Origin of the sequence: Tolypothrix bouteillei VB521301 (genome assembly GCF_000760695.4) — a bacterium.
GTDB classification, from domain to species: Bacteria; Cyanobacteriota; Cyanobacteriia; order Cyanobacteriales; family Nostocaceae; genus Scytonema; species Scytonema bouteillei_A.
The window spans coordinates 4,680,732-4,702,968 of sequence record NZ_JHEG04000001.1; the positions used below are offsets into that span (position 1 = coordinate 4,680,732).

The 22,237-nt window shown below is 38.1% G+C and carries 14 protein-coding genes; all 14 read right to left on the minus strand.

Annotation, left to right across the window (positions count from 1 at the left end; genetic code table 11):
* Positions 1-47: 47 nt before the first annotated feature.
* Entirely contained in the window at positions 48-1,214 is a 1,167-nt protein-coding gene (locus HC643_RS18765; protein ID WP_038087954.1) for an endo-1,4-beta-xylanase, read from the minus strand.
* A 47-nt stretch (positions 1,215-1,261) separates the two neighbouring features.
* On the minus strand, positions 1,262-2,041 hold the full coding sequence (locus HC643_RS18770) for a WecB/TagA/CpsF family glycosyltransferase (protein ID WP_082051723.1): 780 nt from the start codon (positions 2,039-2,041) through the stop codon (positions 1,262-1,264).
* A gap of 909 nt (positions 2,042-2,950) precedes the next feature.
* Positions 2,951-4,270 carry a glycosyltransferase family 61 protein gene (locus HC643_RS18775; protein WP_038087956.1) on the minus strand — a complete coding sequence of 440 codons (1,320 nt, stop codon included), beginning with the start codon at positions 4,268-4,270 and terminating at the stop codon, positions 2,951-2,953.
* 1,117 nt (positions 4,271-5,387) lie between these two features.
* Entirely contained in the window at positions 5,388-6,152 is a 765-nt protein-coding gene (locus HC643_RS18780) for a WecB/TagA/CpsF family glycosyltransferase (RefSeq protein ID WP_237265900.1), read from the minus strand.
* A gap of 109 nt (positions 6,153-6,261) precedes the next feature.
* Positions 6,262-8,436 carry a WD40/YVTN/BNR-like repeat-containing protein gene (locus HC643_RS18785; RefSeq protein WP_050045953.1) on the minus strand — a complete coding sequence of 725 codons (2,175 nt, stop codon included), beginning with the start codon at positions 8,434-8,436 and terminating at the stop codon, positions 6,262-6,264.
* Positions 8,437-8,509: 73 nt separating this feature from the next.
* Positions 8,510-9,538, minus strand: a complete 1,029-nt coding sequence (locus HC643_RS18790) for a glycosyltransferase family 2 protein (RefSeq protein ID WP_038087961.1) — start codon at positions 9,536-9,538, stop codon at positions 8,510-8,512.
* A 230-nt stretch (positions 9,539-9,768) separates the two neighbouring features.
* Complete coding sequence (locus HC643_RS18795; protein WP_038087964.1) at positions 9,769-10,794, minus strand: glycosyltransferase family 2 protein; 1,026 nt, start codon at positions 10,792-10,794, stop codon at positions 9,769-9,771.
* On the minus strand, positions 10,791-11,759 hold the full coding sequence (locus tag HC643_RS18800; RefSeq protein WP_038087968.1) for a beta-1,6-N-acetylglucosaminyltransferase: 969 nt from the start codon (positions 11,757-11,759) through the stop codon (positions 10,791-10,793). The genes HC643_RS18795 and HC643_RS18800 overlap by 4 nt, the downstream gene beginning before the upstream one ends.
* 67 nt (positions 11,760-11,826) lie before the next feature.
* Positions 11,827-12,864 carry a glycosyltransferase family 2 protein gene (locus HC643_RS18805; protein ID WP_167844710.1) on the minus strand — a complete coding sequence of 346 codons (1,038 nt, stop codon included), beginning with the start codon at positions 12,862-12,864 and terminating at the stop codon, positions 11,827-11,829.
* 368 nt (positions 12,865-13,232) lie between these two features.
* The gene (locus HC643_RS42405; protein WP_336604376.1) at positions 13,233-15,836 is read right to left on the minus strand and encodes a lipopolysaccharide biosynthesis protein; all 2,604 of its coding nucleotides are present in this window, start codon (positions 15,834-15,836) and stop codon (positions 13,233-13,235) included.
* 25 nt (positions 15,837-15,861) lie between these two features.
* Positions 15,862-17,274: a GumC family protein gene (locus tag HC643_RS18820; RefSeq protein WP_038087971.1), complete on the minus strand. Its 1,413-nt coding sequence runs from the start codon at positions 17,272-17,274 to the stop codon at positions 15,862-15,864.
* Between the two features lie 1,202 nt (positions 17,275-18,476).
* Positions 18,477-20,261: an aspartate--tRNA ligase gene (aspS, locus tag HC643_RS18825; protein WP_038087974.1), complete on the minus strand. Its 1,785-nt coding sequence runs from the start codon at positions 20,259-20,261 to the stop codon at positions 18,477-18,479.
* Between the two features lie 166 nt (positions 20,262-20,427).
* Positions 20,428-20,832, minus strand: a complete 405-nt coding sequence (locus tag HC643_RS18830; RefSeq protein ID WP_038087977.1) for a hypothetical protein — start codon at positions 20,830-20,832, stop codon at positions 20,428-20,430.
* A 94-nt stretch (positions 20,833-20,926) separates the two neighbouring features.
* Positions 20,927-21,814, minus strand: coding sequence for a zinc metalloprotease HtpX (locus tag HC643_RS18835; RefSeq protein ID WP_038087979.1), 888 nt, complete (start codon positions 21,812-21,814; stop codon positions 20,927-20,929).
* Positions 21,815-22,237 lie beyond the last annotated feature (423 nt).

The window sequence follows — 22,237 nt, forward strand, 5'->3', positions numbered from 1 at the left end:
TCGAGTTCAAATGGATGACTTTACGGCTTGACTTATAAAAACTATCTTTATCGCTTTGGAGCTCGGTCAAACGCTCTTGCTATTGCGTTCCAAGCTAATTTGCGTTGGAAGTTAACATCCAGTGGTAAAGGACGCACTGGTTGACCATCGGAACGTGGCAGAAAATATGCGTGCCATGTATATCGATCGCTCAGCCCCCAGGTTAAGACTGCAATCACGGCTTTCTCATCTAGCACTACTGAAAGATAGTCTTCATAGAGACTGGCAACCATGCGATCCCGAACTGTAGAATCTGCTGGCAGCTGTTGGTCTATTACGTCTAGTTCAGTAATCAGTATTTTTAAACCGAGACTGGCTACATCAGAGAGAAAAGCTCGCAGCTTTTGAGGGTTAAAGGCTTTTTCATGAGCCATTAAGTGAGACTGAATACCGAGAGCATGAATCGGTGTACCCTTTTTTAAAAGATTCTCTAAGAGCTTTAAAGTTGCCTTTCTCCTAGCCTCGTGTTTGGGTATATCGTACTCAATCCATGTCTCATTATACACTAACATAGCTTTTGGGTCAGCCGCCGCCGTTGCCCGATAGGCTAGTTCAATATAACTCGGCCCTAAAAAATCGAGCCATGGAGAACTCTGCAAACCATCAGACCTACCATCTTCTGGATCTATCGCTTCGTTAACCACGTCCCAAGAATGCATCTTACCTGCATAGCGCTTAGAGACAGTTGTGATATGGTCTACCAAAATTTTCTCTGCGTTTTGGCGGTTAACAGTCTCTTTGAACCATATAGGTATGTCTTGGTTCCATACTAAAGTATGTCCTCTATAAAGAATACCACGATTGCGTGCAAATGCAGCTAACCAATCTGCTCTAGCGAAGTCATACTTATCGGGAGCAGGACGGAGTTGAGACCATTTGAGAGCGTTTTCCGGCACTATCATGCCGCAATCTCTAGTAAAACTAGCACTAAAGGATGCATTGGATTGAAAAAAATCGGGTTCGACTGCTGCTCCATAAATAATCCCCTTTGAAGCAGCACGTTGTTTCAAAGAATTTTGTCCAACCACTTTAAAGTCTCTTTTTGGATTGTAAAGAGCTTGGACTTGGTTGTTCGTATTAACTATTTTTCCTGCTGTCACGGCAGCTGAGCTGGCTAAACCTGAGAATCCCAGGAATATGAAATGACGCCTGCTGAGAGGAAATTTTGGATACATGCACGATTGATAGGTAATACAATTGGTTACTGATGATTCGTCATCGGTCACTGATTGCTAGTTACAGGTCCAAGTAGGTCAATAAATTTCTGCCGCAACAGCCGATAGAAAAATAACGAATTGCCTACTAAATATCTTTTCCAAAGACGACGCGGTTCGGTAACGAATCTTGTCAACCATTCAAATCCAGAGTTGGTTAGCCACTGAGGACCGCGATAGACAGTGTTTGTATAGAAATCGAGGCATGCACCAAGAGGTAAGAAAACTTTTGCATCGATTCGATCCATGTTGTCTACGAGCCAACGTTCTTGTAATGGCATTCCGAAACCCACATACAAGATTCCCGGTTTAAATTCATTAATCTTCTGAATCACAATATCGTTATCACGACTGGACTTATCAAAATAGCCGTGATGTCCTTGTACTTTAAGATTGGGTGCGATCGCCGTTAACTTAGAAATTGCCTTATCTACAACTCCAGGCTTTCCTGCTAGAAGGAAGAGAGAGACATTGTTTCTTTCACAAGCTAACGCCAAGCTTTCTATATAGTCCGGACAAGTCATGCGATGCCTGGATTCCACAGAGTATCCAAAAAATTTTGCTGCTAGCAGTACACCGAACCCATCACAGAAAACCACATCAGCTTTATTTAAGAAGTTGCGATACCAAGGCAGTTCGCAGGCAAAGTTCATGGCTCTGATATTTACATTCCCTACAACCGTCTTCTCTCGGGTTTTCGCCGCCTCAACGACATAAGATATCAACTGACAAGCTGTGAGCTTGTGAAACCGAGTTTTCAGTATTGTAATTTCTTCAAATGATGGCATAATTACACCCCTTACCTCTTTAAACGAACAAGCTAAATGCTCTTAAGTCATTACAAAATTTGTATATATCAATACTTTTTTCGATAAATGTTTGTTTTTCATAAACTCACACACACTTTCATGAAATTTTTGTTAACCTCTCCTTGATATGTGAGCATATCGCAGTTGAAATAACAAAGCAACTAAATTTTATATCAAATATTCAAATTACAACTTCACAATATCTTTGAAAAAGTGAGTGAAGATCGATGTTATCTTGTCCTGAATTTTCTCTAGCGATCCAACTGTTTCTGCTTAAGATTCTAACCAATAGTCAGAAATGTAATAAAAGTAATATTAGTGAGATTTGTGTGTTTTTAATTATTTGATAGATCTAATAGAAAAGTATACGTTTTCATATATTTTAACGCTCTTCCATCACTCTGGGGAAAGAAAAAATGAAGGCAACTTTTAAACCTCATACAGCACTTGGATTTGAAGCTTTATTTTCTAACATTATGAGGAAAATCATGTTTTTTGCCTAAAAGTCCTGTGTAGCAAGGATTATCAAAAAAGGCAGGAGGCAGGAGGCATTTATGGAATGCTGGCTCCGCCCTCTGCCTTGTCTTCGTGCCATTGGGTTTGAATCCCCAACGAAAGTGTTCCTTCTGCCCTCTGCCCTCTGCCTCCTGCCTTCTTCAATTATTTTTTCTCTAGCGAGAGTGATGGAACGTTAATTTAGCGGTCATCATTTTATCTCATTTATCCCACTTACATGACTTATCTTTCCTTGGGTTATGTTGGATAAAATGAGGAAAGGACTTTAGATCTTATACCATTTCACGAAATGCCTGATACAAATGATTGGTCTCTAATTCTTTCCCCCTGCCCCCCACTGCTTATTTGTATCAACCTTAGAGTAAAACGGTATTAGGCTATATGGAAACTCTCAAGCGATCGATTATTTTCATAATATCTTTCTGCTGTGGCTACAAGTGTTTGCAGAGCGTCAACGTTTACTATTATGTCTGTATCCCGACGGCGAAAATCCATGCTCGGAGGCTTGCACTTCAAGAAACCATACCGAAAACCCAGTTCTTTTGCTAGGTAAACAAAAGTATCATCCACAAAGAACGAGCTAAATAATTCGATGACAGTCAAATTTTCTGCAAAAATCATATTTGTGAGGCCAGCACCCTGAGGACCAACAACTATTTTGGCTTGTGAAAAGAGTCGTACCTCATCTGCAAAGCTTAAGTCTTCAAGTACATAAGCAACAAACCCGAATGGCTTTAATGCATCTATGACTTCGTTTTCATTAATGATTCGACGACCTACTGCCTTCCGTCGCGAAATCAATATATAAGGTGAAAAATTAAGTTTGTCAGTTTCGAGCGCAGGCAGATTACCGAGTGTGCGTTGGCGAAGCCAAGAACAAGCTTTAGGAGATACGTGAAGTGCCGGAGAACGCCGAAAAGATGGGACTAACAATCGGTTCACTTTCATTCTTGACCCATTCCAAGGAATCCAGTCTTTTGACTGATATCCTAAAAGTTTTAGAGACTCTATTTGCCATGCAGAGGGATTTGATTCAACGATCAAAGTAGGCTTGATACCAGTCTTTTCTTGATAAAGCTCTAAGCTTTCCAGTCGTGCTAAGCAGTCTACTATCCAGTGATAGTAATTTCTACTCCAACCATTTATTAATGAACAGGCTACATCTAATTGAGGAGGATTGCCTTTGGATAAGAACTTTGACGCTAAAGCTTGTAAAGGTATGCATTCCTCTATTGGTAAATCTTCTTTTAAAGAGGAAGTTTGAGATAATGATGTACCAAATATTGTAGAAACTGGGACAGATGTTTCCAAAATAATATTTCTATTTTTGTCAAATCCTAGGGCAGTGGGACCAGCCAGTTCAGCATTATCTACTTCACATAAAAAAAATTCATCTTTTCTGCTTTTCTCAGGAATTTCATCAATAAATATCCCCGAATAGCCATGTTCATTTAAATTGTAAGGTTTCATACATGAAATTAATTCCTCTGATTGAAACTGAATTGTGTGGTATTGCTCTGTATTGTTGATTAACTCATGTCTCGTTACTATCTTAAACTTTAGGATTTTTTTTAAAAATAGAAGAATTGGTCGCCTGAGTAGAAAACTGTATTTGCTTTTACTCCGGTTAAGTATGAGATATAAAGTATGCAAAACTTTAATTTTTTTAAGATTGGAAACTAAAAATGTCATTTTAAATCTCCTGACAAATTTTTTTAATAAGCCGATCGCTGTCATAGGATGTGAGTTACGACCGCATACAAAACTGCTCGTTCTTCTAAGAAGAGTACTGATATTAAAGTAATTTTTCCGTATCCTAAAATTATTTACGATCGGAGTGTGAGCATGGCACACGAACAGAAAAATCGATAATTTTAGAACCGAAATGAAGTAAGTTGTGTCGCTAACTCCCACCTGTGTTCTCAATCAACAAATATTTTCTGCTATTTCTAGCCTGTGACTAAAGATAGTTATAAGGCTACAAAATTTCTGCCTCAATACTTCTTATTTATCAATTAAAATTTTCTCTTTGATGCACCGACACCACCAATTGTTCCATCTTGCACCATGATGGCTGAACTTTTCTGGAAACTTTTCAAGTTATCGGTAGAGTTTTTTATTGGTGTTTTACAAAATGTAGGTTACTCTATCTGAAAATACACTTCTCCTTTTACAAAGAGGTGTCAATCCAGTAACAAAACTGTGACGTTATTCACGACCTGTTAGAGGCTTCAATATTACTGAAATAGGTTAAGATGAGTTATATTGATTAACAAGCAATGTAGCTCTTAAATCTTCAGTGGAATTTTCCCCCTTAGCTTTGTGCCAATACTAAAGTTAAGAGGAGTTATGATTTGAAGTGAGTTATTTGTTATCAACCCATATGTGCTTTCATGAATGGGGAAAAATCCGCGCAGCTTTAAATTAATAAAATCTGCTGGACAATATTATAGTTCCTTGAATCTTTGGTAAAGCTTATTTAAAAATAGGAGCGTTGTACTAAAAATCAAGAATATAAATGTGATAATACATAGAGAAGCTGCATAAAGCGCGATCGCCCATGCTCATTGTGAGCCTCATTGTCTGCGATCGCACCACTGTAACAACAACTGCAGTCTCACGACTTTGAATTTGCAAAGTGATAAATTAAATATTGCGAGCAAGTCAAGTGTCAAATAGCTTGAATAACTACTCAAAAACTGCCAAATTTTAAGAGTAGCGTCATCGCTACCACTAGCTAAAGTTCTGCCGTATGAGCTAAACACAACTAACTGAATTCAGGGTATCAGAATTACCAATGGGGGCTCAATTAAAGAACTTTGGTCTCTGCGTCATTACCGAGGTTAACCATCTCATATTGCTTCATGGCAGACCATGGATTCTTATAAATTTGAAAACGTTGTTGTAACACTAGCCACAAGAATGGAATAGCATCGTACAAATACCTCTTCCACAGTCGTTTGGGTTCGCATGAAAGCCTATAAAGCCACTCTAGTCCTACTTCAGTCATCCACTTTGGAGCTCGGTTTATATTGCCGGCTTCAAAGTTGATAGTTGCACCAATAGCTAAAAAAGTTTTAATGTTGTTTAACTGATGCCTGTATTTAGAAATCCACAGTTCTTGCTTGGGAGCACCCATACCAATAGCTAAGACGGTAGCTTCTGAGGAGTTAATAAGCTCAACAATTTTTTGGCACTCATCCTCATTTTTCTCAAAGCCAAAGCTAGGAGAGTACGTGGCAATAACAATATTACGACCTACTTTTGAATTAATTTTTTGCTGAGCCTTTTTTGCAACATTTTCAAATCCTCCTAGTAAAAAAATCTTGACTTTTTCATCATTTTTGTAGTAGTTATAGAAAGCAGGAAACAAATCAGAACCAGAAATTTTTTCTTGAATAGGGGTTCCTAAAAATCTAGAAACATACATTATGATTTGGCTATCACAAACTCTATAATCTGCTTCTTGATAGACATCATAGAAATCTTTATTTCTATGTAATTTCATAATGTGATCTACGTTTGGAGTAAACACAATACCACCAAGCTTCAGGTTTTTTAAAAGTTCTGACATGGTAATATTATGTATATTTATACCTAAGAAATGAACTTTATTTGGACTCATGGATAATTTTTCAAAACAAAAAAAGAATGGAATTTTGCGTTTTTTTGATTCCAATTATTTAGCGATTTCCATAGTAAATTCCTCTGCCATTAGTACCAATAAAAACTAAGCCAAATTCCTGCTTACTTGCCTCCATAACATTTGGAGAATTGCCAATAGGTTTGGTGCGATCGCCAATTCTCTTCCATGTTTTTCCTCTGTCTAAAGAGCGGAAGATTCCTTGACCCATCTCATCTATTTCCCCATACAAGTAGAGCGCCGGGACTTTACTCCCTGGCTGAGGTTTACCCAAAGCAAACAAATGCGCTCTTTTTACCATTGGAAGACGAGAAAAAGTTTGACCGCCGTTAGTTGAGTGGAAAAGTCCTTGCTCGTCCATTCCAAGCCATAATTCCCCTTTGACTCCAGGAGATGCTTTTAAAGAGTGCCAATTTGTATGAGGAATGGATGATGAAACCACATCAAAAGATGCACCTCCATTAGTGCTGCGATAGAGTTTGCTGTTGTCATAGTAGTAAAAGGTCATGCCATCGACTGTGTCTGCAACCAAAGGCTGAAGCCAGTTCCAAGGTCCACTAAAGCCCTTTGGTAATCCAGAAATTTGTTTCCAAGAATTGCCTCCATCAGTAGTCCGCAGTGGTTGTCTGTCACTCACGGTGACAATCATAAGGTTTGCATCGGTTGCAGACATAGCTATACGTGTTGGCAGAGTATTTTGTGGAAAAGAGCCAAACTGCTTCCAAGTCAAACCACCATCATCTGAAGTTGCACCTGAATAAGTGTTATTAAATCGGTTACCACCCACACGTGCCATTCTTTTTGGATTGACTTCGGAATAAGCGATGCTGTAAGTGTCTTGAAATGCAGGTCCTCTCGCGCCAAAATTTTTTGATGGGTAATTATCTAATCCTTGGTTGTGGTAAAAACCATCTACATCTGCCACTCCACTTAATAGTAATGCCCCAGAAGGAGGTGATACCAAAGCAAAAGTAACCAATTCTTCATGCCCTGTCTGATAATTTGTCCAAACGACTGGTTTAGTGTTGGTGTTTTCTGTCTGCCAAATACCGTACCAATCAGTTAGCCAAACTCGACTAGCAACGTGAGGATCGAATTCAATAGCAGCCACCGAACCGTGGGAAATCATATCTTCATTCCACCAGGGGACTGTATTGTTGGCTTTGCGTTTTTGCTCTTGCCATATCCTCCCGCCATCTGATGAATGGTAAATTTTGGTTCCCTTATCTACAAATGTAGAAACCAGAATCTCTTGGAAATTATTTGGGTTAAGAGTGATACCATTAAAAGCAAGTTTGCTGTTAAAGGGTGTGATATTATTCCAAGAGCCGTTCTTTAATTGGCTAACACCAGAACTATGGGTAACATACAAAATATCTGAACTTGCGATCGCAATACGATTAACTTTTGATGGGCTATTTGCTATTTTAGTCCAACTCTTTCCAGTATCAGTTGACTTATAGATTGCATCTTCATAAGCAACAGCATAAACTGTACCAGATTTGTATTTGCTAAACACAACAGCAGTAATACCAATACCCTTTTTTAACTTTCCTGGGAACGATTGTACGTTTGCCCAAGTCTTACCACCATCTAAAGATTTCCACAGCCCATCTTGTCTTGAACCAAAAAAGAGAGCTTGAGAATTAAATGGATCGACAGCCAGTCTTTCTCCCGCCCATCTGATGTCATCATTTCCCCCCATTTTTAAGTCTAAATTTAGCTTTGTCCAAGTCTTTCCTTTATCTGTGGATTTGAAGATAGTTCCTTTGTACTGCCACCAATCACTTGTATATTTCCCTACAGCAATGTAAACAATATTTGGGTTATTTGGGTCAAGCGCTAAAGCTTCTCCTCCATAGTAATTGTTTTGAACAAGTGAAAATTGTTCGGTAAGAGGTATCCAACTTCTAGATGCAGAATTCCAACGATAAAAACCCCCAACGTCGGTTTTGATATACACTAAATCTCTTTCTTTAGGGTGTAGGTAAATACCAGTCACGTAACCACCGCCCCCCAATGATACGTTCTTTGTACCTAAAATCGTGTTTTGTTTATAGATTTTGGAATTAGCTACACTGACTTTTGGAGAGATAAGGTTAATGATGGCATTGTGAGATTTAACTTGTTGAACCCCTACTGCAACTATTAGAATAATACCTGCAAGAATAATAACTTTATTGAAAGTGCGGTTTTGCCAAATCGGGAAACGCATTTTTAAAACAAGAAGAGACTACAGAGTAATAGATGCCTAATTGTTCACCTTTGATGGGTGATGGAAATCTAAATCAGGCTTCTATTGTTCGATCTTTAAGAAGGCGCTGTTTTTGCAGAATTCCTGCTATCTTTCGAGCCGATACCTCCAGCTTCTTGGACAAAGATCCAGGCAAAAGCCAAATTAAATAAGCAGCTGCTCCAGTGATTAATGTACGTCGCGGTTCCTCGAGCAAAATACGCCAGTACGTAAATATGGATTGGTTCCACATTTTTACAGATTCCGCACCTGCTTGCAAAGTTACAGCTCTGCGAGCTAAGTATCTTAGATGATAAGATATAGCAGGTTTCTCCCATAAAACTACCTGCTCTGGTGCATAAGAACGAACTTTTTCAATCAGCTTTTTCCAAGATTCTAACTTTTTATTCAGATTCGCTGATAAGCCGTTAGAATTCACTCGATAAAGTGTCAAAACTTGAGGAATTCCCTCTAGTTTCCACTTTGTTTGAATAGCGATTCGCAACCAGCATTCCACATCTTCTGATTCGCGAAAATTTTCATCAAAATAACAATTTTCTATTGAACCATAACGTTCATCTAAAAATTTAATTTCCTCAAAGACTTCTCGGCGAAACACGGCTGCTGAACCATTTCCAATAGGGGTACGACAAAATAAATCTAATGGTGTAATATCTTTTAATTTAGACATTTGATATAAACCCCAAGGCTTACCTTTTTCATCAATAAATGCAGAGCAACTAAAACTTACACCTACATCAAGAGAAGATTCTAAATGAGCAATATGCTTTTCTATCTTGTCTGGTAACCACAAATCATCGGCATCTAAAAAAGCCAAATACTGACCTTGAGCATGACGAATACCCGTGTTTCGCGCTCCAGCTAATCCTCGATTTTTTTGATGGATTATTTTTATTTGAGAATTATTAAACTGTTTGCAAATTTCTGTACTTCGATCTGGAGACTCATCATCAATAATCAATATCTCCAGATTTTTATAAGTTTGTTCAAGCACGGAATCTAGAGTATTTTTTATATACTTCTCCGCACCATAAACGGGAATAATGACAGAAACTAATTTCATAGAATTACAGTCCTTATTAGTTGTAATATAGCAATCCTATTTGAGATCCAAACAAGGAAGACAAGGTAGACAAGGAAGACAAGGAAGACAAGGAAGAGGTGTTTGTAAATCATTTAGAACTGCTATAGATACAGTTTAGTTATGATTGGTATCCTCTCATGGGAAACCCGATTGTATCAAAACCAAGTTTCTCTATTTAAATAAAAATTCAAGAGAATTGTATGAAATAATCATTGACCCATCTGGTTTTGCAAAACAGGAAACTTTTTCATAGATTTTTTAATAGAAGAAATCAATTCCTCCAAACGACAGTAAATAACCTGCGGTACTAACCAAAGCACATAAGCGGCTACTAATGTTAAGAGTGTACGTCGGGGTTGCTCGGTGATAATACGCCAGTCCATCCAAATAGCGCGATGTATCATTTGAATAGCTAACAAGTTATCTTTTCGACGAACTGCACTTCTTGCTAAATAGCGTAAATTATAAGCTCGAAGCAAATTTTCCCATTTAGATATTATTTCTGGAGCGTAAGACCGAATTTTTTCAATCAACTTTTCTGTATACTCCAATTGCTTGAAAAGATTTGCCGAAAGCCCTCCTGCATTAACGCGATAAAGTGTTAATTTTTCAGGTATACCTTCCAACTGCCAGTTCGTTTGAATTGCAACTCGAATCCAAAATTCAATGTCTTCTGCTTGGCGAAATTGCTCATCAAAATAAAAGTCTTCGCTCGTACCATCAATGCTATCTTGATATTTTATTTCTTCTAAAACTTCCCGACGAACTACCGCAGATGAGCCATTTCCAACAACATTTTCACGCAGTAAATCAGCCAGTGTAATTTGCTTGAGCTTTGGATTCTGAGAAGTTCCCAAAAATTCCCCTTGTTCGTTAATAAAATCAGAAGCACTATAGCTAATTCCTATTTTAGGATTAGTTTCTAAATGCTCAATATGCTTCTCTAACTTTTGTGGTAACCATAAGTCATCCCCATCTAAAAAAGCTATAAAGTCTCCTGTCGCATGACGGATTCCAGTGTTTCTTGCTCCTGCTAATCCGCGATTTTTCTGGTGAATAATTCTAATTCTAGAATCTGTAAACTGCTGACAAATCTCTATACTCCTATCTGGTGAACTATCATCTACAATAATAATTTCTAGAGCGTCGTGTGTTTGCAATAGAACTGATTCGATCGCCTCCCCTATGTATTTTTCAACTCCATAAACAGGAATAATAACAGAAATTTTTTTCATGATCTTGTATGACAACTACTTAGCTCATTTATCGTATTTTGAGATATCCAATAGTCAAGCTTATCTAAAATTTGTCGATCGTGTGACATATCGAATTTTCTAGCAAAGTGAAAATCTCCTCCAATTAATCTTGAATAATCTTCAGTAGATAATATATTGGGATGACCAAGATGGCTATTGCTCCAATTAACATAGCGCTTGCTATTATTACAAATATTAAATAAATCGCTATTGATTAAAACAGTTTGTATAAAAGATTCTTCAGGAAGACAAGTTTGTCGGTAATATTCTACTAAATCAGTATTTTTTTGACAAAAATCATACAGATATTGAATGCATTTTTGCGAAAGAGTGTGGTAGTAACCTCCTGTATAACATTGAAATTTTTCATTAAAAGGAGATGGAATATGACGAACTCCTATAAGAAGACCATAAGCAGAACTGATTTTGAGATAGGACTGAAAATTATTGATTGCTACTCGAGGAATTTTGATTATGGCACGTTGCCAACGTGATAGCGATACGCCAAGTGACCGGTATTTATAGAGATAGCGTTCAGTCGATTCTCGAATACTTAAAGGATTTGTTATAGAATGCATTTTATAGTATTCTAAAAACCCATCATATTTAGTTTCATGCAGAAATTTTTCTATCTCAGGTATTGGTTGTGTTGGATAGTCTTGACCGGAAATGTTAACCAGCCAATCGAATTCTATTTGATTGTTGAAAATCCAATGAATTGCATCTAAATAGCCTTGCATTATAGAAAAATCACCACGACTTCGGGGACAGTGAAGAATTTCAAGGTTAGAGAAACAGCGCAGTGATTCTGTGTCTAGCTGAGTGCATTGAAAGTTATGACTAATTAATACAAAGGATTCAGGGCTTGATTGTTTAATCGTCTTCACTAGCCTAACGATCTGTTCTGAGTTAGTATGCGATTGAATAAAATATAAAATTTTCATAAAAAATCTCTTTCTTTGTAGTTAAACTTCAGGCAATAAATTTGAGAAAATTATTATTTTGGTAAGATTACGCTCCAGGCAATGTTCCTGAGAAAAACTGTTTTTTAAAAGCTCCAGCTACAGCCATAATTGGTAGACTCAATAAAGTAGAAATAACTTTTAGTGACAGGCTACAGATAAGGGCTTCTCTAATTTGACTTTTTGCTGTTAATATGTCACCTCGACTTAAAGCTCGTCGAGCAATTAATAAACCCCAAAGAGCAGCTTTTTCGGTTGCTTTTTTTGATAAATTATCTGCAACTTCGTTGGGAAGATAAGACTTAGAAATTTCAATGGCTTTACGCAACTCAATAAGATTTTGACCCGACTGAAATGATGCACGACTGTCCGCACCAGAGTGTTCTCGATAATATGCTAAAGTTTCTGGCTCATACCACACGGAAAAATAAGCAGAAATTCTCTTCCACATTTCCCAGTCGTTACAGTGAGGTAATTGAGAATTATATCCTCCTAATTTTTCATAAACGTTACGTCTAACCGCGATCGCAGGCGGCTGAAGTTGTTGCTCTACAGCTATCCGCTCTACCCAATTAGAAATAATACCTGGTGTGCTCTTTTGGTAAGGAGGTAAATAACGATAGCGATTGTTTTCATCTACATGAGCATAGTGACAAAAAGCAGCTCCAATTTCCGGGCATTGCTCAAAAGCCTTTTCTAAACGGTTGTAAAATCCTGGTAAAACTAAATCGTCGTCGTGCAAAATATGAACTAGATGTCCGCGAGATCTTCTAATACAAGTATTAAAATTCCCAACTAAACCCACATTATAAGGTTGTCTAAAAAAAGAAATTCGATTTTTACCTACCCTCTCAACTACTTTTTCTGGCTCGCCGCTTGTCGAGCAGTTATCAATAACCTCGATTTGCATTTCCTCAGGGCTGGGAGCTTGTTGAAGAATACTTTGTAATGTTTGCTCTAAATACTCTGTACGGTTATAAGTCGGAATCATTACTGACCATTTTGGTCTATCGATTCCTTGGGGAACTGGCTCAATCTCAAAAGAATAAGAGCCTAAATTTTGAGAGATTTGTTGAACAAGTGCCATAGAGATTAGGGAGGACAAAATTTTTGAAAGATACGTAGTAATACTCACCCCAATACTGCAACAGTTCAAAAATTTTTTATGAAAACAAGCACCTAATGCAGGGTTGCAAAAAAGCAAAACCTAGATAGTCTTGATGTGGACCCTACACTGATTTGAAATTAACGATGTCCGTAAAAATTTTATAACTTGAGATTTTAAAAGAGGTTGCCATGACTAATTTTTAGAGGCAGATGCAGAGTTAGTTCCTCTTTTTTCAATTGTATTTTTTTTCTTTATAAGAACTATCTTAGTACAAGAAGATCTTTACTTTATAAAGTTTTAAATAAAGTTTATGTATTTTTTATGAAACAAAGAAGCCAATGTCTCAACTACTTTTTATCAAACACGTACTTATTTGCCCAAATAGTAAATATAGGAATGGCTATTACGTGAGTTATAAGTACCGATGCTGCTACCCAAAGAATACCAAATTTCAAAGCGATCGCTAAAGCAAGTGCAAACACTAAAGTAAAAATAATATTCCAGTAAGCACTGATTTGCCCTTTGTCTACAGCAATCAACAGTGTAGATGCAGCTTCTGCAAATGGACGTGGAATAGCTGACAGACAAATTAGAACTAATATTGGAACTGCTTCTACCCACTTTTGACCGAAAATAATTGGTACATAAAATTGAGCCAAAAATGATTGTAGCAAAATTAGAGGAATGACGATTGAAGCAATAGTTTTTAGGCTGTGATAGTATTTTTCTTGAAGATTTTTTAAGTCCGTCCGTACTGCACATAGGTAGGGATACAATGATGAAACAAATGCACTGATAACATTCATACCGATCCCAAGCCCTGCATTAAAGGCAAAATAGTAAATCCCTAATTCTTTAACTCCTAAAAAACTTCCTACTAATAAATAATCTAAGTTGGCTCTGAATTTGTTCAGAAGTTCAACAATTAAAATATTTTTTCCAAATGAAATAATTTCTTGCCAACGATAAAGGGTAAAGGATTTCTTAAATCGCCAATTATTGTTTTTCCGAAGAATAAATACCCAGACAAGAGAGGATGACCAAAAAGGGATAACAACAGACCAAATACCCATACCCATTAGAGCCAAGCCCACAGTCATAGTGTTTCCCACCAATGACTGAACTGCATTACAAGTAGCAATAACGCTGAGTTTATTCTCTCTACCAATAAATGCACCTTGAACTTCAAAAAGAGGTATAAATAAATAAACGGTGCCAAGAACACAGATAGGTAAAATAAGGTTTTTATCGTGATAGACAAACGCAACAAGAACACCAATAATGCATTGAATAACACACAGACTGCTGCATAGAATCCAACTCAAGCAGTAAGCCGTGTCACACAAAACATCCAATTCTTCTTTTTCAGCTTGAACTAGTTTAGCGCCAATGCCAGACTTTTGAACGAAAACAGATGCCAAATCGTAGGTTGTCATGATAATTGCAAGTAAACCATAATCATAAGTGGTAAATACTCGCGCTAAAGTCACTGTTGTACCCAGGCGGAACACGCGGTTGAGTAACTCAGCTCCACCAAGCCAACCCATGTTCTGAGTAAATTTGTTAAATAATATTTGCTTTAATCGAGTAAATAATGTCCCTTTAGCTGTATTTAACAAAGTAGCGAAAACCTGGTTGCCTGTTTGCGGTATAAGATTTTCTTGGCTTATATCTATGGCTGGATTTAAGGTTTTGGGAACTTTTATACCTTGTTGTAATGCAATACCAAAGATGACCAATCCCGGCCAATAAACATAAGCAAGAGCATCTACATTTTCACCAAATGTAAAAAATAACAGTATTAAAAATACACTTAATCCTGTTTTTCCTATTTGGCTTTCTTGAGCTTTAATTAGCAGTGTTATCAAACTGGTAACAAAGGCAATGATTATGGCAACTGTACCAACTATTCCATTTATATATAACAGACCAAACCATGTATGATGGGAACCTATAGGCATTTCTGCTACAAGTTTTGGTCCTTTAGGAGGAGTAATTCCATGACCCCAAATAGGAGCATCATCCCACCATCGCTGTAATGCCAAACGTCCCAGTAATTCCCTAACCCTTGAAGACTGTGCTCTAGCACTTTTAAAGCTGTCTTTTAAATCTTGAACGAACTGAATCAGATTGTAACTGAATATAGCTGAGACGAAACTTGTTAATCCGGTTAAAATCTGCAAGTAAGGGCGTGTAAAATTGATTGCATACCAAGTTAAGAAAGGAACGGTCGGTAAAGCGATCGCTGCTAGCCTTGAAAGAGAACTGATAATCATGGCGATCGCTCCAATCATGCCTAAAACTCGCCATTTTTTGTTCGCTTCTTCATTGGCAAGTACTAAATACACATTTCCTACCAATCCAAGAGCAGGAGCCCACGGCGTGAATAATGTTAATCGTACTTGACCACCATTTTCTGGATCGATAAGGTGTAGATACACGTCATAGTATATTTGACCTCCACCAGAAATACTTTTCAAAGGAGAGGTATAAAGAGGAGACGGAAAATTTAAGACATTTGCTAGGTAACAAATGGGAACTAAAATCAGACTTTGCAAACAAACAATACAAACTGCTCTATAAATCAGTTGGGGTCTAATCTTTAGACATCCTATTAAGGGAAATATGGCTAAAAGTCCCCAACCTCTTGCCCAATTAATTGAAGTAAAAATAAGTTGTTGAAGTCCTAAATTCCAATCATTGTGATTGACAATTAAGGTTAATTCGATAATTAATACAGCAAAAATCCATATCCATATTGGATAGGAAATAATGATTTTTTCTTCTGATGGTGTTTGCTCGCTTTGCGTCCAAAGCTTTCTAATAATGTAGAGTGTAAGAATCCATGGAATGAAAGGGATAATGGTATACTGCAATCCCATAAAGTAGATTGCGTAAGTTCCTATTATCGAATACCAAATTAATCTTTCCGGAAAATTTTCAGGTTTCATCACTCTTGATTTTCAGACTTTGACTTTAACGTTCCTTAAGTGAATAATAGGAAAAACTCCGTTGAGATCTTTGCCCCATTGTGATAATTCCACTGGTTAAGAAAATAGAACTTACTAAAGTTCCCAACAAAACTATTTCCTTTGTTGGTCCAGCAGGTTTATCTGGTATACTTGGGTCTCCCATAATTTGGACTGGAGGATAAGAATTAGAAATACTGGATTTAGCAAGATCTAATCGAGCAATAGTAGATGAGAAAACAGCCTCTGCAACTTGCACCTCACGGTTCAAATCTTCAATAGTTGCTTGCTTTGCTGATAGTACTTTTAACCGACGCTCAAGTTCAAGGATTTCTCGATCCAACGTCCTGACTTGTGCTTCTAGACCCTGAGTTTCTACAGCTGCGCTCACAAGTTGTTCGGAGAAAGTAGTTCGTTTAGAACCACTTGTATCGGCGTTTCCAAAAGTGAGCCTATCTACATCTGCCAAAGTCAAAGGGCGTTTTAAAACTATCCTTGCTCGATTCAAAAGAGCTTCTTCAGATGTCGCAACTTCTGCTTTTTGCGTTAAAGATACTGGATGATTGGGTAAAAACTTAGCATTCAAAGAAATTAACTTACTTTTTGCATCATTATAAGCAAGTAGATATTTTTGAAAGAGTGTATCTGCTTGAAGAGAAAAAGCATCTGATGCATCTTGGGAGGATAAACCAAGATTACCAGACAGTTGTAACAATCGAGCTTTTTCCTCTTGTGCTTTAGCTATTGTCTCAGCACGTTGCTTGCGTAACGTTTCGATATTAACTGCTAAATTTTTGATCTGTTCATCTGAACTTACACCAGACTGAGATCTGTAGTTGGAAAGCCTGTCTTGAGAAATTTTGAGTTTTCGTCTCAAATCATCAATTCCCTTTTGCAAACGTGTATTCTGTTGACCAATCTCATCTCTTCTAAGTTTATTAAGCTTAATTTCTAAAGCATGAAATAAAGCGACAGATTTTTTATGGGCTTCTTGTGGGCTAGACCCTTGCAGGGTAAACTGCATCATTGTTGTGTTATCTATAATCTTAATTTTGGGTTTGCCAAATTCAACTACTGACATATTTGAAGCTCGTGCTGCTGCTTTTAAGACTTCTTCACTGATAGCAATAGTTTTATAATTTTCTCTCGGATCGTAAGTTGTTGCAGAATAAGCAGAAGATTCTTGGGAAACAGCTTGACCAATGTTGGGTAGGTTAATGTTAGAACTAACACCGGAATTAGCAATGTTTAACGACCACTCGCTTACATATACAGTTTTTGCTTTCACCACATAAAATAATGCTGCTATCCAGATAGCTGCATTGACAAAAACAATAGTTAAAGCGTACTTTGCCCAAATGTTTTTAAATGGTATGGGTTTTGTTTCCACTTCGGAAGAAGGTATGTATTTAGAACTCACTATCTTGTCACTGCTCCTAAACCAGATAAATGGATTCACAGTCAGTATTACTTATCAATAGTAAAAATGACAAAGTATTAAGTCTCATGGAAAAATCTTTACGACTGCCTCACAATTGAATTGGTAACAAAAAGTAGTTACTGCTTTTGTAACTAGCTCGTCTCTTTGAACGTTTTCGGTTTCGGTTACACCTTCTCTACAATTTGACGTATTCATCAATAAACAGTACACGCAACTAGACGGTGTTGCGTTGGAGGAACTGAGATCCATACGAGCCTCACAGCCTAATTCCTTAGGTAAAAATCAAGCTTTTTGATTGCAGTTAGATATTGAAATAGCTAATAAGGTTCTGTAGTTCCATACGCAAGCTCACTCTTAAAGAGCGGTAAAAAAATTAGTTCTTGAAAAAACAAAATTCAATTTTTCCGTGTAGCTATAAAAGACAGTTAAACGTGGAGAACACCCAGTTTTTTACCTGACACCTGGTTAATGCAATAATCGCTCTGTCTATAGAGACTCTCTAGGTAGCATGCACTTCTTGGCTTCCATAGAGCCATTGCCGCTAATCCTTAACACTTTCTACGTGATTTCTAGTCAACTGTGGTAGATACGTCACTCAAAATGAATGTTAGATTAAAAACACTGATTTTACGTAGACTCTCAGTGTTTTACTTTTCACTCTAACAATAATATCATGTCTCGTTAAATACTGCATAATTAAAAAAAATTTATGAAAGAATAGAAAAAAATTGGCAGTAGTGTCATTGCTATAGGAACTTTGTTTGATTGATGAAATACGTGTATTGTTCATTGTCCATTACATAAGACTTTTGGTGGGCAATGAACAATACTTAAATTTTTTATAAATGATGTAGGCTTGCTGTAATTAGTACAAGATTTACACTTAACGAGCCAAAATCTGTAAAACTTTTAATTTTTTTAAAAGTTTATGTATATTATCCGGACAAAAGCAAACCATACAGATGAGACACTTGCCCCAGTGATAAGCCAAGCCATGTCCTGTCTTTAAAATAGAGGTTAAGGAGGGCTGAGGGTGATTCATTACAAGGTTTGTATCCTCATGATTAGCTCAATGGAAAAATCCCCCTATTTCCTCTTTTTCAGGAAACTTAAGAGGGATTTAAATCTTTTGAGTTTTCAAAAGAATTGGTAGGCTTTCTGAATGGTGCTATTCAAATTACTTATGACTTAGGCTTGAAAGTTGAAGCAACGTGCAACTCTTTAAGCTGCTTGGCATCAACTGTTGAAGGTGCATCTGTTAACAAGCAACGTGCTTGTTGCGTTTTTGGAAAAGCAATCACATCTCGAATGGATTCCTCTTTAGAAAGTAACATCACCAAGCGATCTAAACCATAAGCAATTCCACCATGGGGTGGAGTCCCGTATTCAAACGCATCTAACAGAAAGCCAAACTTATTGTGAGCTTCCTCCGGAGAAAGCCCGATAGCCTCAAAAACTTGCTCCTGCACTTCGCGTTGATAGATTCGCAAGCTACCACCACCAACTTCAAAACCGTTCAATACCAAGTCGTATGCTTGTGCTCGTGCAGTTTTTAAATCGCTGAGATCGTTTGGATTGGGTGCAGTGAATGGGTGATGTAATGCTTCTAAACGTTTTTCATCAGCATTCCATTCAAACATGGGGAATTCTGTAATCCACAGCAAGTTAATTTTCTCTGGGTCTATCAGTTTAAATTCTCGAGCGATCGCTTGCCTCAATCTGTCTAAGGTTTTATTGACAGTGATAGTATCACCTGCACCAAACAACAATAAGTGACCTGGTTTTGCGTTTGTACGACGTAAAAGTTCTTGTTTTTGTTCCTCTGTCAAGTTAGTTTTGATGGCGTTAATTGTGTCGATATCACCATCTTCTCTGACTCGAATGTAAGCTAAACCTTGAGCACCTGCATCAGCTGCTTCTTTAAAGACGTCACCGCCCGGTTTAATACGTACATTGGAGATGGTATCTCCATTAGGAATAGGCAGAATTTTGACAACTCCACCATTTGCAACAGCATCCTTAAAAACTTTAAAACCACAGTCTGTCAAAATATCAGAGACATTAACAAGTTCTAAACCGTACCTTGTATCTGGTTTATCACTACCGTAGCGTTCCATCGCCTCTGCATAAGTCAAACGTGGGAAGGGACGTTGTAACTCAAAGTTTTTAACTGTTTTGAAGATATGACAAACTAACTTTTCGTTGAGTTCGATAATTTCCTCATGGGACATAAAGCTCATCTCCATGTCCAACTGAGTAAATTCCGGTTGTCTGTCAGCACGTAAGTCTTCATCTCGGAAGCAACGAGCAATTTGATAGTATCTGTCAAATCCAGATACCATTAATAATTGTTTAAAAAGTTGGGGTGATTGTGGCAAAGCAAACCATTCGCCTGGATTAGCCCGACTTGGTACAAGATAATCTCGCGCACCTTCAGGCGTAGAACGAGTCAGCACGGGAGTTTCGATTTCTACAAAACCTTCTACATCTTCCAAATAACGGCGAATGGCTTTCACAATTTGATGCCGCAATTGTAAGTTATTTGCCATGCGATCGCGCCGCAAATCTAAGTAACGATACTTCAGCCTGAGTTCTTCCCTTACCGGATCTGCATCTGCGGTAGAAACTTGAAAAGGAAGTTGTTTGCGGACAGCATTAAGCAGTTTAATATTATCGGCGTAAATTTCAACTTCGCCTGTGGGGATGCGAGGGTTTAGAGATTCTTCGGGACGTTGCGTAACCCTTCCCGTAATTTCAACAACATACTCATTTCTTAGAGCGGTCGCTTCTTTGTAGGAATTGGGAGTACGCTGAGGGTCGCTAACAATTTGAACTGTCCCACTGCGATCGCGTAAATCTATAAATATCACGCTCCCATGATCGCGGCGACGGTCTACCCATCCATACAAGGTAACAGTTTCTCCAATATGTTCTTGTCGGAGTTCGCCGCAATAGTAAGTTCGCATAATTAATTCTTGTCTACAGAGCTAGAGAGTCAAAACTAATATTAAAGCTTTTCCATTATCTAGCATCTATAGCAATTCTACGCATTCCACTTCCAGAAAAATCTTTTGTCTCATAGCACGGGCATCTTGCCCGTGCTACACTTTCAGAGGAAATCTCCAGAAACCATTAAGAACGAGGGCGAGGAGCATTAAAAGCATCCCATGCGGCTTTTGCTGCATCTTGGAAACGATCGCCAAGTTCGGCAAACTGTTTCCAAAACTCGTACCAGTTTTTCTCAACTTCCTGCTGAAGGATTGTAAATGCGTTTTCAATGCGATCGCGTTCTATGAGTGTTTCACCTTCAATTGCTTCTCTTGCGCGACGGACTGCATCTAAAAAAGTTTCCCGAGTGAGAGTTCCTGCAGATTCTGCTTCTGCTTGGGCGCGTCTTCTGAGTGCTTCAATCAGTGCTTTGGTTTCGTGCTTAATTTCATCAGTTTCCCCCGCCATCTCGGTTTCTACCATTTCATTGGTTTGAGGGCTAACTTGTACCACAACTACGTTTTCTTCACCGTTTGCATTGTATGTCATTGGTTTGCCTCCTTGGTAAGGATTGTAGGAATAGGGTCAGAGATTGAGGATTGAGAAGAAATTTCCCAATCGCCAGTTGCTAATCCCCAATCCCTTAACGAAATGAAAATTCAGAACTTCTAGATGTTGGTTGTTGTTCTAACTTTAGCAAAGCTTCTACTCTTGCTTCAGTCGGCGGGTGAGAAGAGAACAAGCTGCTGAGGAACTGTCCGGAAAACCCGTTGGTAATTAACAGTGGTTCAAAAGCGGGATTGGCATTCAGTGGTAATTCCCTAGCTGTGGCTTCCAAACGTTGTAATGCACGGGCTAAAGCACGAGGATTACCTGTGAGTCGTGCAGAACCAGCATCGGCTGCAAACTCCCGCGTCCGCGATATTGCTAATTGAACGATCGTTGCAGAAATGGGAGCAAGCAGTACTGTTAATAGTAAACCTATAGGATTGGGGCTGTTGTCGCGATCGCTCCTTTGATACGGTGCATACCAAACGCTATAACTGACTATTTGGGCTAGAAACGAGATAGCCCCTGCAATTGTAGCAGCGACGGCTTGTGTGAGGGTGTCACGATTGGCGACGTGAGTTAATTCGTGTGCAATAACACCTTCGAGTTCATCTTCTGGAAGTAAATTTAAAATTCCTTCTGTCACTGCGACTGCAGCGTGCTCTGGATCGCGCCCCGTAGCGAAAGCATTGGCTGCTGGGCTGGGAACTATGTATATTCTCGGTACAGGTAGGTTAGCGCGATCGCACAATCGCTGCACCATGCGGTACAAGCCTGGTGCTTCTTGTGCTGACACGGGCTGAGCGCGGTATGCGGCTAAAGCAATCTTATCTGATTGATACCATGACAATAAGTTTGTTACTGCTGCGATCGCAATCCCCATAACTATGCCACTGGTTCCGCCTATAATCCAGTAGCTTATAGTAATTAGAATTGCACTTAATAAAGCCAATAAAGCAGCAGTCTTAAATTGATTTTTCATGCTTTGGTCTCCTTAATAATGCTGAACTTTCAAGTCCATAGCTTGTTAGTAAAAGCATTACTTAAACCACACACCCAATCTATCAACCCCACCATAGATTTTAAAGGGAGAAATTAACTCCTGTATGGTACGGTTTTCCCTCTGCATCTTTCATACTTCATATTTCCTACTTCCTACTTCTTCCTTAAGATTGATTTAGCTTAGGTATAGAAAGTAATCTTCGCTCTAAAAGTAGGAAAAGCTAGAAAAGTGTTTTCAATTGACTCTTAGTTTTAATAAATGTACGTAAAGTAGGAAAATTAAAGCAGTCAATCAAAAAATAGCTAAAAAATAGTATTATTTATCTAAAGATTAATAACAAGACTGGATTCTATTATCATAGAAAAAATATATACAATGGTTCTTGAAGAGGAAATTTTTCAA

Coding starts and splice junctions, on each gene's coding strand:
- HC643_RS18765 (WP_038087954.1), bottom strand. CDS start 1,214: ATGTATCCAAAATTTCCTCTCAGCAGGCGTCATTTCATATTCCTGGGA.
- HC643_RS18770 (WP_082051723.1), bottom strand. CDS start 2,041: ATGCCATCATTTGAAGAAATTACAATACTGAAAACTCGGTTTCACAAG.
- HC643_RS18775 (WP_038087956.1), bottom strand. CDS start 4,270: ATGACATTTTTAGTTTCCAATCTTAAAAAAATTAAAGTTTTGCATACT.
- HC643_RS18780 (WP_237265900.1), bottom strand. CDS start 6,152: ATGTCAGAACTTTTAAAAAACCTGAAGCTTGGTGGTATTGTGTTTACT.
- HC643_RS18785 (WP_050045953.1), bottom strand. CDS start 8,436: ATGCGTTTCCCGATTTGGCAAAACCGCACTTTCAATAAAGTTATTATT.
- HC643_RS18790 (WP_038087961.1), bottom strand. CDS start 9,538: ATGAAATTAGTTTCTGTCATTATTCCCGTTTATGGTGCGGAGAAGTAT.
- HC643_RS18795 (WP_038087964.1), bottom strand. CDS start 10,794: ATGAAAAAAATTTCTGTTATTATTCCTGTTTATGGAGTTGAAAAATAC.
- HC643_RS18800 (WP_038087968.1), bottom strand. CDS start 11,759: ATGAAAATTTTATATTTTATTCAATCGCATACTAACTCAGAACAGATC.
- HC643_RS18805 (WP_167844710.1), bottom strand. CDS start 12,864: ATGGCACTTGTTCAACAAATCTCTCAAAATTTAGGCTCTTATTCTTTT.
- HC643_RS42405 (WP_336604376.1), bottom strand. CDS start 15,836: ATGAAACCTGAAAATTTTCCGGAAAGATTAATTTGGTATTCGATAATA.
- aspS (WP_038087974.1), bottom strand. CDS start 20,261: ATGCGAACTTACTATTGCGGCGAACTCCGACAAGAACATATTGGAGAA.
- HC643_RS18830 (WP_038087977.1), bottom strand. CDS start 20,832: ATGACATACAATGCAAACGGTGAAGAAAACGTAGTTGTGGTACAAGTT.
- HC643_RS18835 (WP_038087979.1), bottom strand. CDS start 21,814: ATGAAAAATCAATTTAAGACTGCTGCTTTATTGGCTTTATTAAGTGCA.